Raw genomic sequence first — 22,947 nt, 5'->3', positions numbered from 1 at the left:
TACAGTGCAAAATCCAACTAAAAAGATACTTACATTTCCGCTTAGAATAGTATTAATACTTGTGATTTATAGTGTATTATTTAAAATAATGCACTGGCCTTATGCCAACCAATTATTATTAATAGGTAGTGTACTATTAATGCTTTTATATTGTATTCGGTTTCTATATAAAAAAGATAAAACTCGTATTGATGTTGTAAAACTAGGACTCGTTCTTGTATGGACGGTAAACCTCGTACTAAAAACATATCATATTGCTTTTATAGCATATGCACTTGAATTAGTTTTATTAATCCTTTTTGTCTGGTGGCTTATTGAAGATGGACTCAATTATTTTACAAGTAGGCAACTTATAAACAATGGCTTTGTAAAATTCTTCTATTATGGATTTTGTATTGTGGCAATAGCATTAATCATATTTGGAGCATTATTTAAAATACAGCACTGGCCTTATGGCTCATTAATTTTAACATTTGGCTTTTTATTATTAAGCATCATGCTTATAGTTGATTATTTTGTAATTGAACGACCTTAACACCTCATAATTTTATGAATAATGAAGATATTTTACTAAAGGAGCGTCTAAGGTTTTGTAAAAACTGTGTGCATAGGAAAAATAACTTGAAAGCTGGAATATTATGTGGATTAACAGATGAAAAACCCAATTTTGAAGGCTTTTGTAAGGATTATGTTGAAGATACTGCCCTATTAAAAAAAGAGAAAGAGAGAGATCGCATGAAGCTAAATAGAAGTTCTTCATGGATTACAGCGTCTGTAGTAATTTCAATCGTCTTGCTAAGTTTTAAAATAATACGATCGGTAGCAAGATATCAGAAGAATAATAACCCTACTCAACAATCACAACACGATAAATATTTCGAAGAGCAGCAGGAAAGAGCATATCAAAGACGACATCACGTGAACACACTTAATTATTTAAGTGATAGATATAGAAATGCACATTTCAGTAAAAAACTAATAGAAGATACCGTTGTTGTTTTAAATCAACGCATGAAACTTAATTTGCCTGATGGATTTCATTTATCCATTGCAAATAATGATTCAGATCTTCCTGTTAGAGCAACATCTCGAGGGTATTATTTTATATATAATAAAATTGAAAGAGATAAAACCAAAAGCCTTTTTAATCAATGGGAAACTTTTAGAAAACGTTTGGTCGACCAATATCCTTTAAGTGAGTTAACAGTGAATAATATCGATTCTTCAACCGTTTCTGATAACATCGATAGAATAAACTTTGAAATTAAAAACAAAGTCGATCGTATTATTGGTGTGGCAAGAATTATAGATTACAATAATGAACGCTACTTTTTTCAGCTGGTCTCAGATTCTAAAAGCGCAAACTATTCACAATTATATCGATTCTTGAATTACTATGTCAAGATTAAAAAGTAATACAAACAAAAAAACCTCCAAGTTAATACTTGAAGGTTTTAGAGGCATCTAGCGGATTCGAACCGCTGTACAAGGTTTTGCAGACCTCTGCCTAGCCACTCGGCCAAGATGCCTTGTTTATTATTACTCGTAAACGAGGAAGGCAAATGTATAAAAAATTACCATTTTACACTATAAACCCTTAGTTTTTTCGTCTTTTGGTCATTTTTATCGTTACGCTCTCTACATCTCCACCAATTGGAGGGTTGAGTTTGCTCACACTCACACTTGCTTTTTTTACTAACGAATCTTCTTTGAAAATACGATCCAATATACGCTGTGCAACAGTTTCCAATAATTTGGAAGGTTGCAGCATTTCTTCTTTTACTATTTTATTTAGTAATACATAATCTACTGTATCACTAAGCTTGTCGGTAACAGCTGAGGTTTTTAAATTAGCCTTAACCTCAAGATCTACACGGTAATCACTTCCAATTTTAGTTTCTTCTTTTAAGCAACCATGATGTGCAAAAACACGTATGTTTTCAACTTTTATTATTCCCAAAGTATTCTATTTTACAACAAATATAAGACGCAAATATCAATTATACATCGAATTCATTTTAGATGTTTATTTGATATATTATTTAATAACTTTGCCTATTATTTTAAAAGCATGTCTGAAGAAACTAAATCGCTCAATTTTATAGAGCATATTATAGAAGAAGATCTAGAAAATGGATTATCAAAAGATAAACTTCGTTTTCGCTTTCCGCCAGAGCCAAACGGTTACTTGCATATTGGTCATACTAAGGCTATTGGCATCAGTTTTGGTTTAGGAGAAAAATACAATGCGCCTGTAAATCTTCGTTTTGATGATACTAATCCTGCAAAGGAAGAACAGGAATATGTCGATGCGATTAAGCGCGATATCAAGTGGCTTGGTTATGAATGGGCGAATGAACTATATTCTTCAGATTATTTCCAAACGCTTTACGACTGGGCGATTCAACTTATTAAAGATGGAAAAGCGTATGTAGACTCACAGTCTAGTGAAGCTATGGCTGAGCAAAAAGGAACACCAACCCAACCTGGTGTTGAAGGGCCGTATCGTAACAGAAGCATTGAAAAGAACCTCGATTTGTTCGAACGCATGAAAAATGGTGAGTTTGACGAAGGCGAACATATTCTTCGAGCTAAAATAGATATGCAACATCCCAATATGTTGATGCGCGATCCATTGATGTACCGTATTCTAAAAAAGCATCATCATAGAACTGGAAACGACTGGTGTATTTATCCAATGTACGATTGGACGCATGGCGAAAGCGATTATATTGAACAAATATCACACTCATTGTGTTCTCTCGAATTTAAGCCGCATAGAGAGCTTTACGACTGGTTCAAGGAACATGTATATGGTTATGCTTCAAAAGAGCTTCCTATGCTTCCAAAACAGCGAGAATTTGCACGTTTAAACTTAAGCTACACCATTATGAGTAAACGAAAGTTACTCAAGTTGGTAGAAGAAGGAATTGTTTCTGGATGGGACGACCCTAGAATGCCAACTATTTCTGGGTTGAGACGTCGTGGATATACGCCAAATTCTATTCGCCATTTTATCGAACGTGTTGGTGTGGCTAAACGCGAAAATGTCATTGATGTATCGCTTCTAGAGTTTTGTATTCGTGAAGACTTAAATAAAACGGCACCAAGAGTCATGGCTGTATTGGATCCTGTAAAATTAGTCGTTACCAATTACCCTGAAGATAAAGAAGAATGGTTAGAAGCTGAAAATAACCCTGAAGATGTAAGTGCTGGATCTAGAAAAGTACCATTTTCAAGAGAGCTGTATATTGAAAAAGCCGATTTTAAAGAAGAAGCCAGTAATAAGTTTTTTAGACTAAAATTAGGTAGTGAAGTACGTTTAAAAAACGCATATATTATCAAAGGAGAACAAGTGATTAAGGATGCTGATGGTAACATTACCGAAATTCACTGTACGTATTCTACAGATACCGAAAAGAAAGTAAAAGGGACCTTACATTGGGTGTCTATTAAACATGCTATAAAAGCTGAGGTTAGAGAATATGATCGATTATTTATGGATGAAGCTCCAGATAGTCACCAAGACAAAGATTATATGGCGTTTATCAACCCAAACTCTTTAAAAACGACAGAGGCATATGTAGAACCAAGCTTAGCTAATGTTAGTATTGGTGATCGTTTTCAGTTTCAACGTATTGGTTATTTTAATGTTGATAATGATGCAACCTCAGAACGGTTAGTGTTTAATAAAACGGTTGGACTTAGAGACTCTTGGGCAAAACAAAAACCAAAACCTCAACACAATCAAAATAAGCCAAAACAACCTCAACAACAGCGACCAGCAATTGAAGTGATTAAGCAGCTAGGTAAAAAATACACAAACTTACCAGAACTGAAACAAGAAAAATCTAAAGCTGAAATTTTAAAACTAGCAGAAAACGTTAGTTATGAGGATTTACAACCACTTTTCAATACTGCAGCTAAAAAAGTAGGAACACGTATTGCAACCATGTTGACACTAAGCGTTCTGCTTAAAAATGGGCAAGAACGCAATGGTGATATCGAAGCGTTTATATCGAAAGCATTAGAAGATAAAAACGAATTATTGGTAGCGGAAGCAAAGGCTTTATAAAACCAACACATTATAGTTTTAACAACCTCAAAGAAATACGCTTTGAGGTTTTTTTGTACATTTAGAGGACTAACTAAAATTTTATTATTATGGATACATTACCAATTTCCCCATTAGCAATACCAGTTGCAGCGGTTGCAGCATTGGTTCTTGGAGCCATCTGGTATAACCCAAAAGTATTTGGGAATGCTTGGATGAGAGCTTCTGGGATGACCGAAGAAAAAATGAAAAGCGGCAATATGGCTGTTATTTTTGGTCTAGCCTTGCTTTTTGCTGCTATGTTAGCCGTGTTATTAATGCAATTCACTAATCATCAATGGGGAGCGCTAGGTATGGTTGGCGGAGAACCAGAGACAGCTAAAGCGTCGTTTGAAGCGTTTATGAGTGATTACGGAACGGCTTTCAGAACCTTTAAACATGGCGCGCTTCATGGAACATTATTTGGAGTATTTGGAGCACTGCCTATAATTGGAACCATAGCGTTGTTTGAACGAAAAAATGCTAAATATATTTTTATTAATTCTGGATATTGGATAGTAACATTAGCTGTAATGGGAGCAATCCTATGCGGATGGAACTAAACTTTTATATAGATTTAACATAATTAAAGGCTGAGAATTGTAATTTTCGGCCTTTCTTTTTCCATTGATACACTTTAAACTATACAATTCGGTTGCAGATCTACCTGAGTCTTGGGATGAGCTTTTGGTTAACGATATTTTTTTAAAAACACCTTTTTTAAAAGCATTAGAGGCATCGTCACCAACAAATATTTCTAGTTATTTTTTAGCTGTGTTTTCTTCGGAAAAGTTAGTGGGTATTGCTATTATCCAACGTGTTGAAATGTATTTAGACGATGTGTTTAGAAAAACATCAAACCAGTTTTTTAAACGCTGCGGAAAGATACTCATCTCCAAAATTGTTAAAGGAAATGCGCTTATCGTAGGTAATTTAATGCATACTGGACAGCATGGTTTATATTTTAATGCTGATGCTCTATCTCAAGATGAATTTTTAAATACCATTTCCGAAGGAATTAAAGCACTCACAAAAACAATTAGAGAACAATTCAATAAAAAAATTAGAATTATAGGCTTCAAAGATTATTTTGAAGATGATCCAATTCATCATAGTTCCTCTTTTTTCCAAAGTGAACAGTTATATAAAGCACAAGTGCAACCGAATATGATTTTTAATGTGCGAGATGACTGGAAAACACCTGATGACTATATAAGTTCGTTTAACAAGAAGTATCGTAGGCGCTATAAAACAGCACGAAAAAAAAGTGCAGCCATAAGGTGTAAAGAATTAAATCTTGATGAGGTTAAACAATCTTCTGATAGATTATATGAATTATACGAGTGTGTCTCTGATAACGCAGGTGTTAACTCCTTTAAATTACATAAGGATCACTTTTATAATTTAAAGTTTCAACTTAAGGACAATTTTAAATTGTTTGGATACTTTTTGGAGGATCGTCTAGTCGGTTTTTATACATTGGTTTTGAACCATAACAAACTTGAAACGTATTTTTTAGGTTATGATCAAGCATTACAACACCAACACCAAATGTATCTTAATATGTTATTTGACATGGCTTCTTTTGGTATTAATCATGAGTATAATGAAGTTATTTTCGCCAGAACAGCCATGGAAATTAAAAGTTCAGTAGGCGCAAAGCCATATGGCATGCATATTTATTTAAAACACACCAATAATGTCATTGCTAATACGGTTTTAAAGTTGGTTGTAAAGTATGCTAACCCCATACGAGAGTGGGATGAACGCCATCCATTTAAATAATTAATAACTTATTTGTTTGTAATTAGCGTTTTTTCCGACTTAGTATAAAACGCAATATCATGAGAAAAGTAATCTTCCTGCTATGTCTTTTGCCATTATTATCCTTTGGTCAAGAGATGAATAACGACAAATTAAACGAGATATATACCACACTTAGTGATTCAATTCAAGGGAATAATGGTGCTTGGCAATTTTTTGTCAATGATGTCCAATTGGCTTCTTTTACAGACACCAATCATAATAGAATGCGAATCATTTCACCTATTGTAGAAGCGAACTCATTAGATGATGACTTGCTTAAAGCTGCTTTAGTAGCTAATTTTCATACAGCCTTAGATGTAAAATATGCTGTTTCCGAAGGTATTCTTTGGGCTGTTTTTATTCATCCTTTAAAAGAATTGACCGATCACCAGGTTAAAGACGCTATAAGCCAAGTCTATCACGCGAATATTAATTTTGGAACCACATTTGCTAGCACCTCTTTAACATTTCCATGGGCAGGAAGTGAGGCAAAAGAACCTGATAAAAAAAAGAAAACGTCGAAGACTAAGAAGATTTAAATAAAAAAGAACCCGAAAGTTGATTGCTATTTTCGGGTTCTTTTTTATTTATAGAGGTCGTCGATTACTCTTCTTTTTTCTTTTTAGCATTTTTCATGGCCTCACCAATTTGATTACTCGCTGTAAAGCTCGCCACCATATCATTAAGCATTTGACTTCCTGCTTGTGGAGAATTAGGTAACAAGATTAAGTTACTATTAGTTTCTTGACCTATAGACTGTAACGTGTCATAATGCTGAGTTACAACAATTAATGCTGAAGCCTCTTGAGAGTTAATACCAACCTTATTTAGCACTTCTACAGATTCTTCTAAACCACGTGCAATTTCACGACGTTGATCTGCAATACCTTGTCCTTGTAAGCGCTTGCTTTCTGCTTCTGCTTTTGCTTTTTCTACAATTAAGATACGTGCAGCATCTCCTTCAAACTGCGCTGCAATTTTTTCACGCTCAGATGCATTAATTCTGTTCATCGCTGCTTTTACTTGCGAATCTGGATCTATATCTGTTACTAAAGTTTTAATGATATCATAACCATATTCTATCATGGCATCATTAAGTTCCGATTTTACTGCGATAGCAATATCATCTTTACGCACAAATACATCATCTAATTTCATTTTTGGAACTTCGGCACGTACCACATCAAACACGTAAGATGTGATCTGATCATGAGGATAGTCCAGTTTATAAAAGGCATCGTAAACCTTGTCTCTTATCACTTTATATTGTACAGATACTTTTAAACGCACAAATACGTCATCTAAGGTTTTGGTTTCAATAATCACATCTAATTGCTGAATTTTTAAACTCAGTTTTCCAGCAATACGATCAACTAAAGGAATTTTAAGTTGTAAGCCAGAGTGTCTTATGCTTTGATATTTACCAAATCGCTCTATAATAGCAGCAGTTTGCTGTTTGACAATAAAGAAGGCCGAAATTAGAACAATTACTGTAAAAAAGATGATTGGTATAAAAATATAATTTTCCATATAAAGTTTTTAATGGTTAGATAAAATAATGAATTACTAATTTAAGTTATATTTGCTCAAATCACACACTAAACACATGCAAAAAAAGCAGTTTATTTTATTAGTAGCGTTTTGTATAGGTTTTGTTACACTATCTGTTGCACAGCCCAAGAACTACAATATTAGAAATGGAATAGGAGTAATTGGAGGTTTAACACAATATGATATTAAAACTGATAATTTCGCCACCAAAAGCGGAAACGGGTTTATTGGAGGTATGATTGCCACAGTAGATCTTCCGCATAAATGGTATACCGTAAGTTATGGTTTGCAGTTTTCTCAAAACTCATTTGAAATTACTGGAAGACCATCTGCAGCTACTGTTACTCAAGAACAAGTGGAGTATGAGCTTAAAGCAGTACAGCTCGCCTTTTTATTTCATGCGAAGTTATTAGGTGACTACCTTACGATAGATTTAGGACCACAACTACAGTATAATAGTGAACTGGAATTAAAAGATGACAGTCAGAGCAACTATGTTATCAATGGTTTTGATGCCTTATTAGCCGAAGATATTACACCAATTTCACAGTTTAATGTCAATGGTGTTGTAGGCGCTTCTGCTGGCATAGGAAGTTTTAAGTTGAGAGCAGCTTACAGTTACGGATTTACCAATATATTCAATAAACTGAATGATCAAAACTTAAATGTAGGCGGTAATGCCGATCGCTTTGAAGGCAATCAAAGCATGCTATCGTTTGCTTTGATGATTACGTTTTAAAAACTCAAGTATTTTAGAATATATCTAAAATTAGAAGTTATGCTGTGGCAATCAAGCCATCGATACGCTTTAAGGTTTCAGCTTTTCCAATCATGTAAATAATGTCAAATACATCAGGGCCTTGTAAAGCACCTACAAGCGCTAAACGTAATGGCATCATCACTTTTCCAAAGCCAATGTCATTAGATGTGATCCACCCTTTTATTGAATTTTGAAGGTTCTCTACGGTGAAATCATCAACACTATCAACTAATTCTTTTATTGTATTAAGAATAGTGGTTGTGCCTTCTTTTATAGCTTTCTTAGATGCTTTTTCGTCGTATACCGAAGGTGCTACAAAAAAGAAATGGCTTAGATCCCAAAAGTCACTTACAAACGTAGCGCGTTCTTTTACTAGAGCGATAACCATTTCAATATATTGGGTGTCTATCTGAGATAATTCTGATTTCGATTTCTGAAATGCCAAAGCCAAATCATGATTGTCTTGATCTTGCATATAATGATGGTTAAACCACTTTATTTTATCAGGATCAAATCGCGCTCCAGCTTTATTAACACGTTCTAATTCGAAGGCATTGATTAATTCGTCTAAAGAAAATATTTCTTGTTCTGTGCCTGGATTCCAACCTAAAAAAGCAAGGAAATTCACCATAGCTTCAGCAAAATAACCATCTTCTTTATAACCTCTTGAGAGATCACCAGTTTTAGGATCTCTCCACTCTAATGGAAATACTGGAAACCCTAATTTATCGCCATCACGTTTACTCAACTTTCCCTTTCCGGTTGGTTTCAAGATTAGTGGTAAATGTGCAAATTGAGGCGCTTCCCAACCAAAAGCAGCATACAATTGAAAGTGTAACGCCAATGAAGGCAACCATTCTTCACCACGAATCACATGTGAGATTTCCATAAGGTGATCATCGACAATATTGGCCAAATGGTATGTTGGCATACCGTCACTTTTAAATAAGACCTTATCATCCAAAACATTGGTGTCAATTTTAATAGCACCACGAATGATATCTTGTAAATGCAAAGTTTCATCTTGAGGTGATTTAAATCGAATCACATAATCCTCACCTGCATTTAATTTTGTTTGGACTTCATCTTCAGAAAGCGATAAAGAGTTACTCAGTTTTAATCGGTTGTGCCAATTATAAATAAAGGTTTTGCCTTTAGCCTCATGGTCTTTTCTATGAAAGTCTAATTCCTCCGAAGTATCAAAGGCATAGTAGGCATGACCTTTTGCAATCAATTCATCTGCATATTGCTTGTACAAATGTTTACGCTCGCTTTGTCTGTATGGTCCAAATTTTTCGTTTTTTCCAACACCTTCATCAAAAGGAATTCCGCACCAATTTAAGGAGTCCACAATATAATCTTCAGCACCTTCAACATAACGATTTTGATCGGTGTCTTCAATACGAAGTACAAATGTGCCATTATGTTTTTTGGCAAATAAATAATTAAAAAGCGCTGTTCTAACGCCTCCAATATGCAAAGGTCCTGTTGGGCTTGGTGCAAAACGCACACGAACGGGTTTAGTCATTATCTGTTATTTAAAGCCGCAAAGATAGATTGATAAGATTAGAGAACAAAGAAAATAGAGTGGAGCCTTTGTTTTTATTTTGAAAAAATAAAGCTGTTGTATTGGTTTGCTTATTTTTGTTTAATGAAAAAACTACTGCCATACATCTTAGCCAGTATAGGGTACATCTCATTTTTTTTATCCATTATATTTTTGTTGTTTTTTATTGGTAAATATATAACAGACAACTACTTAGATCTAAATAATTTGTATGGTTTTATAATAGCACTATGCATTTCCATATCATTTATTTACATAGCTAAAAGACTGTTTTAATTAGCTTAGACAATCATTTCCTTTGGCACACGCTTGTTCATAATCTTAAACCATAATGGCGGAAGCATCGCCAACACCATAGATGTTGGATAACCATATGGCATTTGCGGACTCTCATCATGACAGTCTAAAATTTGATACTTTTTTGATGATTTAAAATGATGATCGCTATGCCTAGTGAGTTCGTACAGCACAATTCTTCCTATCATATGGTTAGAATTCCAGGAGTGTATTTCTTTGACGCGTTCATAACGACCAGATTTGGTTTTTAAACGCATTAAACCATAATGTTCAATATAGTTAACGGTTTCGAGCAATAAAAACCCAACGACTGCAGCGGTAAAAGCAAATAAGAGTCCGAGAGCACCAAACACATAAAACATAACAACTAAATAACCTGCCTGAAAGACGATATACCAAAGCATGTCGTTTTTTACCGAAATAAACTTTTGATCGTTATTTTTTAATATTGTTCTCTGAATTCGCCACGCACTTAGATATTGCCTAACAATTGAAGTCACCCAAAATGAATACACCGTTTGATTATATCTAGCGGTTGCTGGATCTTCAGGTGTTGCTGCGTGCAAATGATGTCCAAAATTATGCTCTATATAAAAATGCATGTATTGAGATGGTAGAAGCAAGGCTTTACCAATAAAACGTTCATTAGTGGCTTGTCTGTGACCTAATTCGTGAGCAACGTTTATTCCATTTACGCCAAGTACAATGCCTACAGATAAGATAATTCCAATAAGCTCGTAAGTTTCAATTGCTGTAGAAGATACCACATAGGCGCCATAGAATACCAAACTATAAACTACAGGAAGGTTAAGGTATAATAGCCAATCAAATAGTTTACGCTTTAATTTACTATCAGCTTCCTCAGAATTCAAATTATAAGTATCTACTGGAAATATGAGCTCTAAAACAGGAATAATAACAAAAGCATAAACAGGTGTTAAGTACACTAAAGGGCCTTTAAAATAAAGACTTATTAAGGCAACAATTGGAATAGAAAAAGCAGCGAGGTATTTGAGGTCTTTCATATAAATTTGGTTTTAAGTTGGTCTCTATTTTAACACAACTCCTCGAAATTAACAGAATCTTACCAAATTTAGGCATTTACCGTTTAAAATAAAATTGTAGATTAGTGAGTTAATTATCAGTATGGCAAGTAATTTTAATCAAATACAAGGCAAATTAGAACAATTCATTAAGCGTTATTACACCAATGAATTACTTAAAGGTGCGATTTTATTTTTTGCAATCGGACTTTTATATCTTATTGTCACCTTACTTATTGAATATTTTTTATGGCTAAGTCCTACGGCAAGAACCATCTTGTTTTGGGTCTTTATTGCTGTAGAAATAGCTCTATTTGCTAAGTTTATTGCATTTCCTTTAGCGAAGTTGTTTAAGCTTCAAAAAGGAATCGATTACGAAGAAGCGTCTCAAATTATTGGGAACCATTTTCCAGAAGTGAATGATAAACTGTTAAATGTACTTCAGTTAAACCAAAATAGTCAGCAATCGGAATTATTGGAAGCTAGTATTGAGCAGAAATCTGCTGAGTTGAGCCCAATCCCATTCAAACTCGCTATAAACTTTAAGAAAAATGCCAAATATTTAAAATATGCTGCGATTCCTGTCGCGATTTTACTCCTGTCTTTCCTAACAGGAAAAATAGATTGGTTTAGTGATAGCTATGAACGCGTTGTGAATTACAATACGGCTTATGAACCTCCAGCACCATTTCAGTTTTTTGTGGTTAATGAAGATTTAAAAGCCATAGAAAATAAAGACTTTAAAGTAGTTGTCAATACTGCAGGAGATATCATCCCAGAAAATGCGCAAATTCATTTTAATGGACAGTCGTTTTTTATGCAACAAAAAGCACCTGGTCAGTTTGAATATGTATTCGCACAACCAAAAGAGGCTTTATCGTTTAGCTTATCGGCTAATGATGTGCTATCAAAAAACTACAACTTAGACATTATTAAAGTGCCTACATTGGTCAATTTTGAAATGGTATTAGATTACCCAGCCTATACCAAAAAACAGGATGAGGTATTAAAAAGCACCGGGAGTTCTACTATTCCTGAAGGCACCAATGTTACATGGAAGGTAAACACTAAATCTACAGATGACGTTGTTTTTTACTCTAAAGACACAATAGCATTTGAGTCTATTTCCGAAGGGAAGTTTGAAACCCAAAAACGTATTTTTAGCAATACAGATTATAGTATAAGTACGAGTAACGAACAATTAAAAGATTATGAAAATCTTGCTTTTTCTATTAATGTCATCAAGGATAGTTATCCTGAAATGAATGTGAAAATGGAAAAAGATTCTCTAGACAATCAAACCTTGTACTTTTTTGGTCAAGTAAGTGATGATTATGGATTGAGTAAACTTCAAATGGTGTATTACCCAAGTAATAATCCAGAAGCGAAGTCGTATGAAGTTATGAGTGTTTCTAAATCTAATTTTGATGAATTTGTAAGCGCTTTTCCAAATCAACTAAACCTTGAAGAAGGAGTAGATTACGAACTCTATTTTCAAGTATTTGACAATGATGCGCTGCATAGTTATAAGAGTTCGAAAAGCTCAGTTTTTAGTTATAGAAAACTGACTAAAGATGAAGAGGAGCAGAAGCAATTGGAAGAACAAAATGAAACGATAAAAGACATAAGCAACACGTTTGATAAACTTAAAGAACAAGACAAACAGCTCAAGGAGTTGTCTAAAACACAAAAAGAAAAGAAAGAACTCAATTTTAATGACAAGAAAAAGTTTGAGAATTTTATCAAACGCCAAAAAGAGCAAGAGCAATTGATGCAAAACTTCAATAAAAAATTGAAAGAAAATATTGAAGAATTTCAAAACGAAGACAAAGAGAAAGATCAGTTTAAAGAAGATTTACAAAAGCGATTAGAAGAGAACGAACAACAACTCAAAAAGGATGAAAAACTTTTAGAGGAGTTGGAGAAGATGAAGGATAAAATTAACAAGGAAGAATTCACTCAGAAACTTGAGCAGTTAGCAAAACAAAACAAAAACAAGGAGAAGAGTCTAAAGCAACTTTTGGAGCTCACAAAACGCTTTTATGTAGCTAAGAAAGCCGAGAAATTAATGAAAGAACTCGAAGAGCTTGCTGAAGAACAAGAGAAGTTATCTGAAGAAACCAAAGAAAATAATACCAAAGAAGAACAAGAAAAGCTCAACGAGAAGTTTGAAGATTTCCAGAAGGAAATGGAGGATCTAGAAAAGGAAAATAATGAACTCCAAAAACCAATGGATTTACCTCAAGATAAACCAACAGAGGAATCTATTAAACAAGATCAACAAGAGGCTACTGATGCCTTAGAAAAGCAAGAAGAAAAAGACGCTCAAGAGCAACAGGAACAACAGGGAGAAAAACAAGAACAAGGGGAACCTAAAGATAAGCAAGAGCCACAAGAACCTCAGGGACCACAAGATGCTCAACAGAAGGCTAAGAAAAAGCAAAAGCAAGCGGCTCAGAAAATGAAAGAGATGAGCCAAAAAATGGCGCAAGGCATGCAGATGGGTGGTGGCGAACAAATGCAAGAAGATATTGACGTGCTGCGACAAATATTAGACAACTTAGTGTTATTTTCTTTTGATCAAGAAAACTTAATGAATCAATTTAAAAGCATTGAAGTTAACCATAATGAGTATGGTAAATTCTTAAGAAAACAATACAACTTAAGAGAACACTTTGAGCATGTTGATGATAGTTTATTCGCATTATCATTACGACAGCCTGCAATATCTGAGCAGGTCAATGCACAAATCACCAATGTGTTTTATAATATAGATAAGTCTATGGCTCAATTATCTGAAAATCAGATATATCAAGGCATTTCTTCACAGCAATATACGATTACGTCTACTAATGAATTAGCGAGCTTTTTAAGTGATGTTTTAGATAATATGAACATGCAAATGAATCCTTCAATGGGTCAGGGTCAAGGACAAGGCGAACAACTTCCAGATATTATTATGAGCCAGGAAGAGCTTAATAAGAAAATGGAAGAAGGCATGAAAAAAGACCAAAAAGGAAAGAAACCAAAAGATGGCGAAAATGGTCAAGAAGGTGAAGGCCAGAAAGAACAAAATGGAGAGAATGGCAACCCAAAAGATGGAGACAATGGAAAGGATGGTAAAGATGGAAAAAAGCAAGGCGAAGGCGAAGGTCAAGGCGAAGGTGAAGGAAATAGCGAAGACACTAATGGTGAACTTTATGAAATCTACCAAAGACAGCAACAGTTACGTCAAGCTTTAGAAAATAAATTAGGAAAGGAAGGTAAAAAAGGTTTTGGAGGCGAATTATTGAAGCAAATGGAAGAGATAGAGTTGGACCTAATTAATAAGGGTTTTACTAATCAAACGCTTCAAAAGATGATGGAATTGCAACATCAATTGCTTAAACTGGAGAACGCGACGTTCATGCAAGGCCAAGATAATAAGCGAAAATCTGAAACAAATAATAAAACATACGATAATAGAGCGCCCAACCAAATACCTAAGGCTAAAGAATATTTTAATACTACTGAAATTTTAAACCGCCAAGCATTACCTTTGCAACAAGTTTACAAAAAGAAAGTTCAAGAGTATTTTAAAAAGACTAATGATTAGTTTTAACTACGAGACCAATTTCATATTAGAGAAAGAAGCTGAGATTTCAGATTGGATATCACAAACTATTTTAGAAGAAAATTGCAGAGAAGGTGAGATTAATTATATCTTCTGTAATGATGAGTATCTACATAAATTAAATGTAGAATATCTTAATCATGACACACTCACAGACATTATTAGTTTTGATTATTCCGTCGGAAAAGAGCTACACGGAGATATTTATATTTCTGTTGAAAGGGTTGCTGATAATGCTAAGGATTTTAATGTGGATTTCTTAGAAGAGTTATCTCGAGTAGTTATTCATGGTATACTTCATTATTGTGGTTACAAAGACAAAACAGATGAAGATATAGAAATTATGAGATCAAAAGAAAATCACTACTTAACGACACGCCATTAGTATATTAGGAATTCGGCGTATATTTGCAAACTGAATTTTTGAATATTAATGTTCCACGTGGAACAATACAAAGGATTATGTTCAACGAAGTATATGATGTCATAGTTGTTGGTGCAGGACATGCGGGAAGTGAAGCTGCTGCCGCTGCTGCCAATATGGGAAGCAAAACCTTACTTATTACAATGAATTTGCAAAACATTGCGCAAATGTCATGTAACCCAGCTATGGGTGGAATTGCTAAAGGACAAATTGTTAGAGAGATAGATGCGCTTGGTGGTTATAGTGGAATTGTAAGTGACACCTCTGCTATTCAATTTAAAATGCTTAATAAATCTAAAGGACCAGCTATGTGGAGTCCGAGAGTACAAAGTGATAGAATGCGTTTTGCTGAAGACTGGCGACTACTTTTGGAGCAGACTCAAAACTTGGATTTTTATCAGGAAATGGTGTCAGGTTTAATTGTAGAAAACCACAAAGTTGTTGGAGTAAAAACATCGCTTGGTTTAGAAATTAAAGCAAAAACTGTTGTGCTTACTAATGGTACTTTCTTAAATGGCTTGATTCATATAGGTGATAAAAATTTTGGAGGAGGAAGGGCAGGAGAAAGAGCAGCAACCGGAATTACGGAACAGCTCATTAATCTCGGATTTGATTCTGGCAGAATGAAAACAGGCACACCTCCTCGAGTAGATGGTCGTTCTTTAGATTATTCTAAAATGATAGAGCAACCTGGAGATGATCAACCTGAAAAATTTTCGTATTTAGAACATATAAAACCATTAACCGAACAACGTTCGTGTCATATGACTTATACGAGTCCTGAAGTTCATGATTTACTTCGTGAGGGGTTTGATCGTTCGCCAATGTTTAATGGAAGAATTCAAAGTACTGGGCCGCGATATTGTCCGTCAATTGAAGACAAGATTAATCGTTTCGCTGATAAGGATAGACATCAATTATTTGTGGAGCCCGAGGGTTGGAATACCGTCGAGGTTTATGTGAATGGGTTTTCTACGTCACTTCCAGAAGACGTTCAGTTTAAAGCATTAAAATCTGTTGTAGGTTTTGAAAATGTGAAATTCTTTAGACCAGGTTACGCTATCGAATATGATTATTTTCCGCCGACACAATTGAAACACACTTTAGAAACTAAATTAGTTGACGGGTTATTTTTTGCTGGTCAAATTAACGGAACAACTGGATATGAAGAAGCAGCTTCTCAAGGATTGATGGCGGGAATTAATGCTGCGTTGAAAGTTCAGGAAAAGGATGAATTTATATTAAAAAGGAACGAAGCCTATATAGGTGTTTTGGTTGATGATTTAATCACTAAAGGAACTGAAGAGCCTTATCGAATGTTTACTTCTAGAGCAGAATACAGAACGTTATTACGACAGGATAATGCTGATTTTAGACTAACGCCAAAAGGGTATAAACTTGGTTTAGCGAGTGAGAACCGATTGAGGCGAATGGAAGAAAAACAAACACAATCTGATAATTTTGTCAACTTCTTTAGACAAACGAGTGTTAAACCAGAGGAAGCAAATCCAGTCTTAGAAGCAAAAAACTCATCGTTGGTGAAGCAATCTGATAAGATGTTTAAATTGTTTTCTAGACCTAATATAACTACTGAAGACATGCGTCGTTTTGAGGCTGTTGAGAATTATATTCAAGAACATAATCTCGACAGAGAAGTCATCGAACAAACTGAAATACAAATCAAATATTCTGGATATATAGAAAAGGAAAAGAACAACGCAGATAAACTTAATAGGTTAGAAGACGTGAAAATCCCGACAAATTTTGACTATACAAAATTGAAATCTATGAGCACTGAAGCTATTCAGAAATTAACAAAAATTCAACCAGTTACGATTTCTCAGGCATCGCGAATAAGTGGAGTTTCTCCTGCAGATGTTTCGGTGTTGTTAGTATATTTGGGCCGATAAAAACACAATTTCATATGATATGTTTCACGTGGAACATTTTAAAACCAATCTTTTTTTGTGATAACTAAATCTGAAGATAAGACCTATTTGAATGTTAAAGATTATTCTGTTTCAGGAGAAGAATTTCAGTTGATTTATAATACTGAAATGGATATGCTTGAAACATTTCCTCAACCATCTGAAGACACATTAAGTAGTTATTATGATAGTGAAGATTATATTTCACATACAGATTCTAAACGAAATATATTTGAAAAGGTCTATCACTTTGTAAAATCAATTGCTCTTAAACGGAAACTAAAATTGATTAATTCATTTCATTTAAAAGGACATACTTTATTAGATGTTGGATGTGGGACAGGTGATTTTTTAAAAGTTGTAAAAGATAAAGGTTGGGATGTTTTTGGAATTGAGCCAAATGAAAATGCAAGATCAATTGCTAATCAAAAAACAGGAGATACTGTTTTTGAAATCTCACATTTATCAAAGTTTGAACCCGAAACTTTTGATGTGATTTCTCTATGGCATGTCCTTGAACATTTACCACAATTAGAAAACCATATCGCAATTTTTGAAAGATTATTAAAACCAGAAGGGCGATTAATTATCGCTGTTCCAAATTTTAAAAGCTACGATGCTACATATTATAAAAACTATTGGGCAGCTTTTGATGTACCAAGACATTTGTGGCATTTTTCTCAAAAAGCGATTTCTAGATTAGTGGCTCTAAAAAACATGGAAATTGTAAAAACGGTTCCAATGCTATTTGATGCCTATTATGTATCCTTACTTTCTGAAAAATATAAAAGAGGGGTTATGAACCCAATCAAAGCGTTTTGGAATGGTTGGCGTTCAAATAGTAAAGCAAGACGCACAGGAGAGTATTCTTCACTAATATATGTGATAAAAAAGAGCTAAAACACATTTTTATGCGATTTAAGAGCTTTTTACTATTGAAGACATGTAATTGGGTGTCTTAAAGATTTATAGAATTAAAACAGCGGTTTTACGAGTTGGATTTTTATAGTTTTTAGAAATATATAAACAAAACTCTATAAATATTATCTATAGTGTTGTTTTTTACCAAAAAACTCATGCACTTTCTTACATTTGCAAAAATTAAATTAAAAGTAAAATGAAAAAAATAGTAGCTGTCTTGACTTTCGTAATTGTTTTGGTGTCATGTCAAGAACAACAAAAAATTGCTTTCGTAGATAATACAGAAGTAGTCAGTAAGTTTGATAAAAAAGTGGATTTCGAAAAGACCTTTCAGGTTAAAATTGACAAATTCAATAAAAAAGCAGATAGCTTACAACAAGCCATTCAAATTGAAGCGCAATTATTTCAAACCAATTCTGCTTCAATGTCTAAAAAGAATGCTGAGACTCAATATCAAGCCTTGCTACAAAAAAAGCAAATGCAGGACTATCAGTTGAGAGCAGAAGAGCAAAGTTTAAATGCAGAAGGACAAAAGGAGTTAGATACACTAGTAAAACAGGTTAAAGCTTTTGTAAAAGAGTATGGAAAGAAAAATGGATATACTTATATTTTAGGATCAAATGATGCTGGGAGCGTTCTGTATGGTGCCGAAGGGAATGATATTACTAAAGCAGTAATCGAGGCTTTGAATTCTGAATCAAAAGAGGAAGAGTAGTATTTAACTACCTCATTATCAGATAAAAAACAAGAAAAGAGAGGTGAATTTCACCTCTCTTTTTGTTAAAAAAGGATAACTAACTAATTAATTCATAACAATTTTTCCAACTCTAAATACGTGTTTCCTTTTTCATTCTAACCAAAAGACTATGTTGTCTATACCATAAAAATGGATTTATATATGATTAGCAAACTTGAGACTATTAAAAACCAGTAGTAAAAAACTAGCGGTTACTAATATTAAACAGTTTAAAAAACAAACACCCTACTTTTTTTTTCAATTTTATTTAGAAAGGTTTTAGGGCTTTAATTTGTTTAAAGAATAAAGACCTCGCTTTTTAAGTATTTTTTTATAGTTTTAGGTCCAATTCTTTTTTAGATATATGGCGACAATTAAGAACTCATCTATGTGTGATGAAAAAACCTACGAGTTATTTTTTAAAACACATTCTAAAGTCTTTAGGAATTACATTTACTATAAGTGTGGTGATATTCAGCAAGCGGAAGATATTGTTCAAGACACTTTTATTAAGTTATGGAAAAACTGTGCAAAAGTGGCTCTTAAAAAGGCAAAGTCTTATATGTTTACATTGGCTAACAATGCATTTTTAAATCAGGTTACTCACAAAAAAGTGGTTTTAGAGTATCAAAAAACGATTATGAGGCAGCAAACTAATGAGAGTCCTGAGTTTATTTTAGAAGAAAAAGAGTTTCTGTTAAAACTAAACAAAGCCATTGCAGATTTACCAGAAAAGCAACGTGTTGTTTTCTTATTAAGCCGAATAGATAAGAAAAAGTACAGAGAAATTTCAGAATTGTTAGGTATTTCGATTAAAGCGGTCGAAAAACGGATGAGTCAAGCCTTAGATACATTGAGAAAAAAAATAAGTAATATATAAAGTAGGGTAAAACACAGTATAACGGTTTTACTAAAGTAAGAAGAATTTTAAAATGGAGAACGATATTACAAATGGAGAAATTATTAGGAAATGGCTTGAAGGCGAATTATCTCAAGAAGAGATAGAAGCACTCAAGTCTTCTAATGTGTATGATGATTATAAAAAAATCATAGATGCTACTAATAATTTAAATGTACCTGACTATGATATTGAAAAGGAATATGTCAAAATACAACAGTTAAGAACACATAAAAACAAAGCTGTTAAACAATTAAAAAACTGGATATATACAGCAGCTGCGGTTTTAGTAGTAACCTTAGGATATTTTTATTTTACAGACACTTCAACAAACTATCAAACAGGTTTTGGAGAACAATTAGCGATAACCTTACCAGATAATTCTAAAGTAAGATTAAATGCCAATTCGAGCATAGAATTTAATGAAGGTAATTGGGATGAAGAAAGAGCTCTAAAACTTGTAGGTGAAGGCTTTTTTGAAGTTGAAAAGGGGAGTACGTTTTTAGTAACAACGAATGAAGGAACTGTTGAGGTATTAGGAACAGAATTTAATGTGGCTGTTCAACCTAACTTTTTTGAAGTGCAATGTTTAGAAGGAAAGGTAAAGGCATCTGATTTAAAACAAAAGCAAGTTACATTAACCCAGGGCAAAGGCTTTAGGTCTGTTAACGGTGTGATTCAAGAGTGGAACTTTAATAACAAAAAACCATCATGGATTCTGGGAGAGAGTAGCTTTAATGATTCACCATTAACACAAGTTCTAATTGCTTTTCAAAACCAATACAATGTAACTTTTGAAACCAAGGGTATTGATAAAAATCAGCGCTTTACTGGAAGCTTTACACATGACGATATTAATACTGCTTTAGAAACTTTATTTGATGCTATGGAAATTTCATATACTTTTGAGGGAGAACAAAAGATTGTTCTTTTTAAAAGCGAATGAGATATAAATTTCTAATAATTATACTATTGCTTTCGTTTACAGTATGTTCCCAAGAGTTAACTTCTGTAAACTACAACAAAACGCCTTTAGAAGATGTATTAAAAGACATTGAGGTGAAGTATGCCGTAAAGTTTTCGTTCAACACAAAACTTTTAAAAAATCAATTCATAACTTTAAATAACGATGAAATTGATTTAAATAGCATACTAGAAGCTATTACCAAACAATCTAGGGTTAGTTTCAAAAAAATCACAGATCGATATTATACTATAAGGGCTAATAACTCTAGTATATCTAACCTTCAAGAGTTGGATGAGGTGCTTCTTACAGAGTATCCCACTATAGGAATCAATAAAAAAAGTGATGGCTCCATTTCTGTTTCGCCAGATAAATTAGCCATATTACCTGGTTTAATTGAGCCAGACGTATTACAAAGTCTTCAAATTTTACCCGGATTACAAAGTCCAGATGAAACCGCTGCTGGTTTGTATATAAGAGGTGCAACTCCTGATCAAAATTTGGTGCTTTGGGATGGCATAAAAATGTATTATTCTGGACATTTCTTTGGTATATTATCTGCGTTCAATCCCTATGTAACAAACGAGGTGAACCTCACAAAAAATGGAACTAGAGCGCGTTATGGAAATGCATTGTCTGGTGTTATTGATATTACGTCTACACCAGATGTACCTAAAGAACTAAAAGTTGGTTTTGGTTCTAATTTAACCCATGCCGATTTTTATGTTAAAGCTCCTGTAACGAATAAAATAGGGCTTGTTGTATCTGCAAGACGATCATTTACTGATGTTTTTGAAACTATAACCTTTAGTAATTTTTCTGATCGTGTATTTCAAGATATAAGATCATATATTGATGAAAACGAACTAAACTCGAGTGTCGACAATACATTTTATTTTGCAGATTATACAGCTAAAGTTATTGCCGAACTTTCTCCAAAAGATAAGCTAACATTTAGCACATTATACACAAATAATGATTTAGATTATGAGTTTAGATTTGAAGATGATGTTGAGACGTCTCGAGATAGATTAGATATAAAAAACAGAGGAGCTAGTTTAACATGGAATAGAACATTAAATGAAAAGGTGGCTTTTAAAACTGAAGCTTTTTTCTCAAATTTTGAATTAGACTATTCTGGTGAGAAAACATTTTTTGGTTTTTTTGAAGAAGGCGAAAAAAGAAATGATATCAAAGAGATAGGTGCTTCTATAGAAACGAACATTAAGCTTAACGAAACACACGCCATAAATGCTGGGTATCAGTTTTCTTCAAATGATGTGAGCTATTCATTATATAGCTTTCAAGAGTTGTTTGACCTTGTACCTTTTGAAGAATCATTGTCACTAATTAATAACACACACACACTTTACTCCGAATACCAATACAATAGTGATAAGTTTGAGGCTATTGCTGGTATTAGAGCAACAAACTATTCCGTTGCCGATAACATGTATCTTGAACCAAGATTGACCTTAAAAACCAAACTAACAAACGACATTAAGCTAAAGGCTGCTTTCGAAGCAAAGACTCAGGCTGTAAGTCAAGTGATAGAATTTCAATCTTCAAATCTGGGATTTGGTCTAGAAAACCAAGTGTGGACTTTGGCTTCTGGTGATAGTATTCCTATTCAGAGAAGCCGACAGGTTTCAGCAGGTTTTGAATATCAGAAAAACAAATGGAATATTGATGTTGAGGCCTATTATAGAAACATAAAAGGAATCACAACTAATACTAGAGGTTTTAGAGATGTGTCGTTTTTTTATACAACGGGAAGCACCGAGGCCTTTGGTGTAGATGTATTAGTCAACAAGAAAATTGGAAATTATAGAACTTGGATTGCCTATTCTTTTTTAAATAACGACATCACCATCCAAGAGTTAAACTTTGATACGTTCGAATTTAATAATGATATGACGTATCCTGGAAATTATGACATCACACATAATTTTAGCTGGTCTCATGCTTATAATTTTAAAAACCTCGAAGTCTCTTTGGGATGGAGGATTAGAACAGGTAGACCTTACACAGAACTTGAATCGATTACCTCAGACGAAGAGTTTATATTTTTCAATTTTGGCGATGTTAATGAAGAACGATTGCCAACCTACCATAGATTAGATTTTTCGTCCACATACAAGTTTAAATTTTCAAAAGATGGGAGATGGAAGGGTAAAGTAGGTATTTCTGTTATCAATTTATATGATAGAGAAAATGTGCTGTTTCGTCAATTCTTTTTAGGCGATCCTTTAGATGATAGTAATACGCCAGATTATGAAGTGGTTCAATCTGATTTCTTTTCATTTGGAATAACACCAAACCTCGTGTTTAGAGTCGAGTTTTAGA

At 33.7% G+C, this 22,947-nt stretch carries 19 protein-coding genes and 1 tRNA gene; 15 read left to right on the top strand and 5 right to left on the bottom strand.

Translation table 11 applies throughout. The features are described 5' to 3' along the window. Positions 1 to 4 precede the first annotated feature (4 nt). Together KWG70_RS03550 and KWG70_RS03545 are read left to right on the top strand one after the other, a co-directional pair. Entirely contained in the window at positions 5 to 535 is a 531-nt protein-coding gene (locus tag KWG70_RS03550; RefSeq protein ID WP_230934621.1) for a GldL-related protein, read from the top strand. 14 nt (positions 536 to 549) lie between these two features. Beyond that, positions 550 to 1,416, top strand: coding sequence for a hypothetical protein (locus KWG70_RS03545; RefSeq protein ID WP_230934620.1), 867 nt, complete (start codon positions 550 to 552; stop codon positions 1,414 to 1,416). A 42-nt stretch (positions 1,417 to 1,458) separates the two neighbouring features. Here KWG70_RS03545 and KWG70_RS03540 read toward each other — a convergent pair. Continuing rightward, positions 1,459 to 1,529 (bottom strand) — tRNA-Cys (locus KWG70_RS03540). A 68-nt stretch (positions 1,530 to 1,597) separates the two neighbouring features. Next, a complete protein-coding gene (folB, locus tag KWG70_RS03535) occupies positions 1,598 to 1,960 on the bottom strand; it encodes a dihydroneopterin aldolase (RefSeq protein WP_230934619.1) in 363 nt (120 codons plus the stop codon). Positions 1,961 to 2,071: 111 nt separating this feature from the next. On the opposite strand from folB, the gene KWG70_RS03530 reads away from it, so the two are divergent. From KWG70_RS03530 to KWG70_RS03515, 4 genes are all read left to right on the top strand, one after another. Continuing rightward, positions 2,072 to 4,075 carry a glutamine--tRNA ligase/YqeY domain fusion protein gene (locus tag KWG70_RS03530; protein ID WP_230934618.1) on the top strand — a complete coding sequence of 668 codons (2,004 nt, stop codon included), beginning with the start codon at positions 2,072 to 2,074 and terminating at the stop codon, positions 4,073 to 4,075. Between the two features lie 89 nt (positions 4,076 to 4,164). Next, positions 4,165 to 4,656 carry a DUF1761 domain-containing protein gene (locus tag KWG70_RS03525; RefSeq protein WP_230934617.1) on the top strand — a complete coding sequence of 164 codons (492 nt, stop codon included), beginning with the start codon at positions 4,165 to 4,167 and terminating at the stop codon, positions 4,654 to 4,656. Positions 4,657 to 4,720: 64 nt separating this feature from the next. Further along, entirely contained in the window at positions 4,721 to 5,878 is a 1,158-nt protein-coding gene (locus KWG70_RS03520) for a GNAT family N-acetyltransferase (RefSeq protein ID WP_230934616.1), read from the top strand. Positions 5,879 to 5,937: 59 nt separating this feature from the next. Beyond that, entirely contained in the window at positions 5,938 to 6,438 is a 501-nt protein-coding gene (locus KWG70_RS03515; RefSeq protein ID WP_230934615.1) for a hypothetical protein, read from the top strand. 64 nt (positions 6,439 to 6,502) lie between these two features. Here KWG70_RS03515 and KWG70_RS03510 read toward each other — a convergent pair whose 3' ends face one another. Continuing rightward, positions 6,503 to 7,429: an SPFH domain-containing protein gene (locus KWG70_RS03510; protein ID WP_230934614.1), complete on the bottom strand. Its 927-nt coding sequence runs from the start codon at positions 7,427 to 7,429 to the stop codon at positions 6,503 to 6,505. A 76-nt stretch (positions 7,430 to 7,505) separates the two neighbouring features. Here KWG70_RS03510 and KWG70_RS03505 point away from each other — a divergent pair, with 76 nt between their 5' ends. Continuing rightward, a complete protein-coding gene (locus tag KWG70_RS03505) occupies positions 7,506 to 8,189 on the top strand; it encodes a PorT family protein (RefSeq protein ID WP_230934613.1) in 684 nt (227 codons plus the stop codon). Between the two features lie 37 nt (positions 8,190 to 8,226). Here KWG70_RS03505 and gltX read toward each other — a convergent pair whose 3' ends face one another. Both gltX and KWG70_RS03495 read right to left on the bottom strand, forming a co-directional pair. Further along, positions 8,227 to 9,738 carry a glutamate--tRNA ligase gene (gene gltX / locus KWG70_RS03500; protein ID WP_230934612.1) on the bottom strand — a complete coding sequence of 504 codons (1,512 nt, stop codon included), beginning with the start codon at positions 9,736 to 9,738 and terminating at the stop codon, positions 8,227 to 8,229. Between the two features lie 320 nt (positions 9,739 to 10,058). Then, positions 10,059 to 11,099 carry an alkane 1-monooxygenase gene (locus KWG70_RS03495; RefSeq protein ID WP_230934611.1) on the bottom strand — a complete coding sequence of 347 codons (1,041 nt, stop codon included), beginning with the start codon at positions 11,097 to 11,099 and terminating at the stop codon, positions 10,059 to 10,061. Between the two features lie 121 nt (positions 11,100 to 11,220). On the opposite strand from KWG70_RS03495, the gene KWG70_RS03490 reads away from it, so the two are divergent. The 8 genes from KWG70_RS03490 to KWG70_RS03455 all read left to right on the top strand — a co-directional run bounded on the left by KWG70_RS03490 (position 11,221) and on the right by KWG70_RS03455 (position 22,946). Then, entirely contained in the window at positions 11,221 to 14,712 is a 3,492-nt protein-coding gene (locus KWG70_RS03490) for a DUF4175 family protein (protein WP_230934610.1), read from the top strand. Next, a complete protein-coding gene (gene ybeY, locus KWG70_RS03485) occupies positions 14,705 to 15,115 on the top strand; it encodes an rRNA maturation RNase YbeY (protein ID WP_230934609.1) in 411 nt (136 codons plus the stop codon). The genes KWG70_RS03490 and ybeY overlap by 8 nt, the downstream gene beginning before the upstream one ends. 77 nt (positions 15,116 to 15,192) lie before the next feature. Further along, positions 15,193 to 17,064 carry a tRNA uridine-5-carboxymethylaminomethyl(34) synthesis enzyme MnmG gene (gene mnmG / locus KWG70_RS03480; protein ID WP_230934608.1) on the top strand — a complete coding sequence of 624 codons (1,872 nt, stop codon included), beginning with the start codon at positions 15,193 to 15,195 and terminating at the stop codon, positions 17,062 to 17,064. A 60-nt stretch (positions 17,065 to 17,124) separates the two neighbouring features. Further along, a complete protein-coding gene (locus KWG70_RS03475) occupies positions 17,125 to 17,982 on the top strand; it encodes a class I SAM-dependent methyltransferase (RefSeq protein WP_394801626.1) in 858 nt (285 codons plus the stop codon). A gap of 217 nt (positions 17,983 to 18,199) precedes the next feature. Continuing rightward, positions 18,200 to 18,718 carry an OmpH family outer membrane protein gene (locus KWG70_RS03470; RefSeq protein WP_230934606.1) on the top strand — a complete coding sequence of 173 codons (519 nt, stop codon included), beginning with the start codon at positions 18,200 to 18,202 and terminating at the stop codon, positions 18,716 to 18,718. A 385-nt stretch (positions 18,719 to 19,103) separates the two neighbouring features. Continuing rightward, complete coding sequence (locus tag KWG70_RS03465; RefSeq protein ID WP_230934605.1) at positions 19,104 to 19,619, top strand: RNA polymerase sigma factor; 516 nt, start codon at positions 19,104 to 19,106, stop codon at positions 19,617 to 19,619. Positions 19,620 to 19,671: 52 nt separating this feature from the next. Next, entirely contained in the window at positions 19,672 to 20,583 is a 912-nt protein-coding gene (locus KWG70_RS03460) for a FecR family protein (protein ID WP_230934604.1), read from the top strand. Then, positions 20,580 to 22,946 carry a TonB-dependent receptor plug domain-containing protein gene (locus KWG70_RS03455; RefSeq protein WP_230934603.1) on the top strand — a complete coding sequence of 789 codons (2,367 nt, stop codon included), beginning with the start codon at positions 20,580 to 20,582 and terminating at the stop codon, positions 22,944 to 22,946. The genes KWG70_RS03460 and KWG70_RS03455 overlap by 4 nt, the downstream gene beginning before the upstream one ends. Position 22,947: the final 1 nt, after the last annotated feature.

The organism is Psychroserpens luteolus (assembly GCF_021032705.1).
GTDB lineage: Bacteria > Bacteroidota > Bacteroidia > Flavobacteriales > Flavobacteriaceae > Psychroserpens > Psychroserpens luteolus.
This window is presented reverse-complemented; position numbering and strand designations above follow the sequence as displayed.

What these genes read in the sequence shown, in the direction of transcription:
- KWG70_RS03545 (WP_230934620.1), top strand. Translation starts at nt 550, where the DNA reads ATGAATAATGAAGATATTTTACTAAAGGAGCGTCTAAGGTTTTGTAAA.
- KWG70_RS03530 (WP_230934618.1), top strand. Translation starts at nt 2,072, where the DNA reads ATGTCTGAAGAAACTAAATCGCTCAATTTTATAGAGCATATTATAGAA.
- KWG70_RS03525 (WP_230934617.1), top strand. Translation starts at nt 4,165, where the DNA reads ATGGATACATTACCAATTTCCCCATTAGCAATACCAGTTGCAGCGGTT.
- KWG70_RS03515 (WP_230934615.1), top strand. Translation starts at nt 5,938, where the DNA reads ATGAGAAAAGTAATCTTCCTGCTATGTCTTTTGCCATTATTATCCTTT.
- KWG70_RS03510 (WP_230934614.1), bottom strand. Translation starts at nt 7,429, where the DNA reads ATGGAAAATTATATTTTTATACCAATCATCTTTTTTACAGTAATTGTT.
- KWG70_RS03505 (WP_230934613.1), top strand. Translation starts at nt 7,506, where the DNA reads ATGCAAAAAAAGCAGTTTATTTTATTAGTAGCGTTTTGTATAGGTTTT.
- gltX (WP_230934612.1), bottom strand. Translation starts at nt 9,738, where the DNA reads ATGACTAAACCCGTTCGTGTGCGTTTTGCACCAAGCCCAACAGGACCT.
- KWG70_RS03495 (WP_230934611.1), bottom strand. Translation starts at nt 11,099, where the DNA reads ATGAAAGACCTCAAATACCTCGCTGCTTTTTCTATTCCAATTGTTGCC.
- KWG70_RS03490 (WP_230934610.1), top strand. Translation starts at nt 11,221, where the DNA reads ATGGCAAGTAATTTTAATCAAATACAAGGCAAATTAGAACAATTCATT.
- ybeY (WP_230934609.1), top strand. Translation starts at nt 14,705, where the DNA reads ATGATTAGTTTTAACTACGAGACCAATTTCATATTAGAGAAAGAAGCT.
- mnmG (WP_230934608.1), top strand. Translation starts at nt 15,193, where the DNA reads ATGTTCAACGAAGTATATGATGTCATAGTTGTTGGTGCAGGACATGCG.
- KWG70_RS03470 (WP_230934606.1), top strand. Translation starts at nt 18,200, where the DNA reads ATGAAAAAAATAGTAGCTGTCTTGACTTTCGTAATTGTTTTGGTGTCA.
- KWG70_RS03465 (WP_230934605.1), top strand. Translation starts at nt 19,104, where the DNA reads ATGGCGACAATTAAGAACTCATCTATGTGTGATGAAAAAACCTACGAG.
- KWG70_RS03460 (WP_230934604.1), top strand. Translation starts at nt 19,672, where the DNA reads ATGGAGAACGATATTACAAATGGAGAAATTATTAGGAAATGGCTTGAA.
- KWG70_RS03455 (WP_230934603.1), top strand. Translation starts at nt 20,580, where the DNA reads ATGAGATATAAATTTCTAATAATTATACTATTGCTTTCGTTTACAGTA.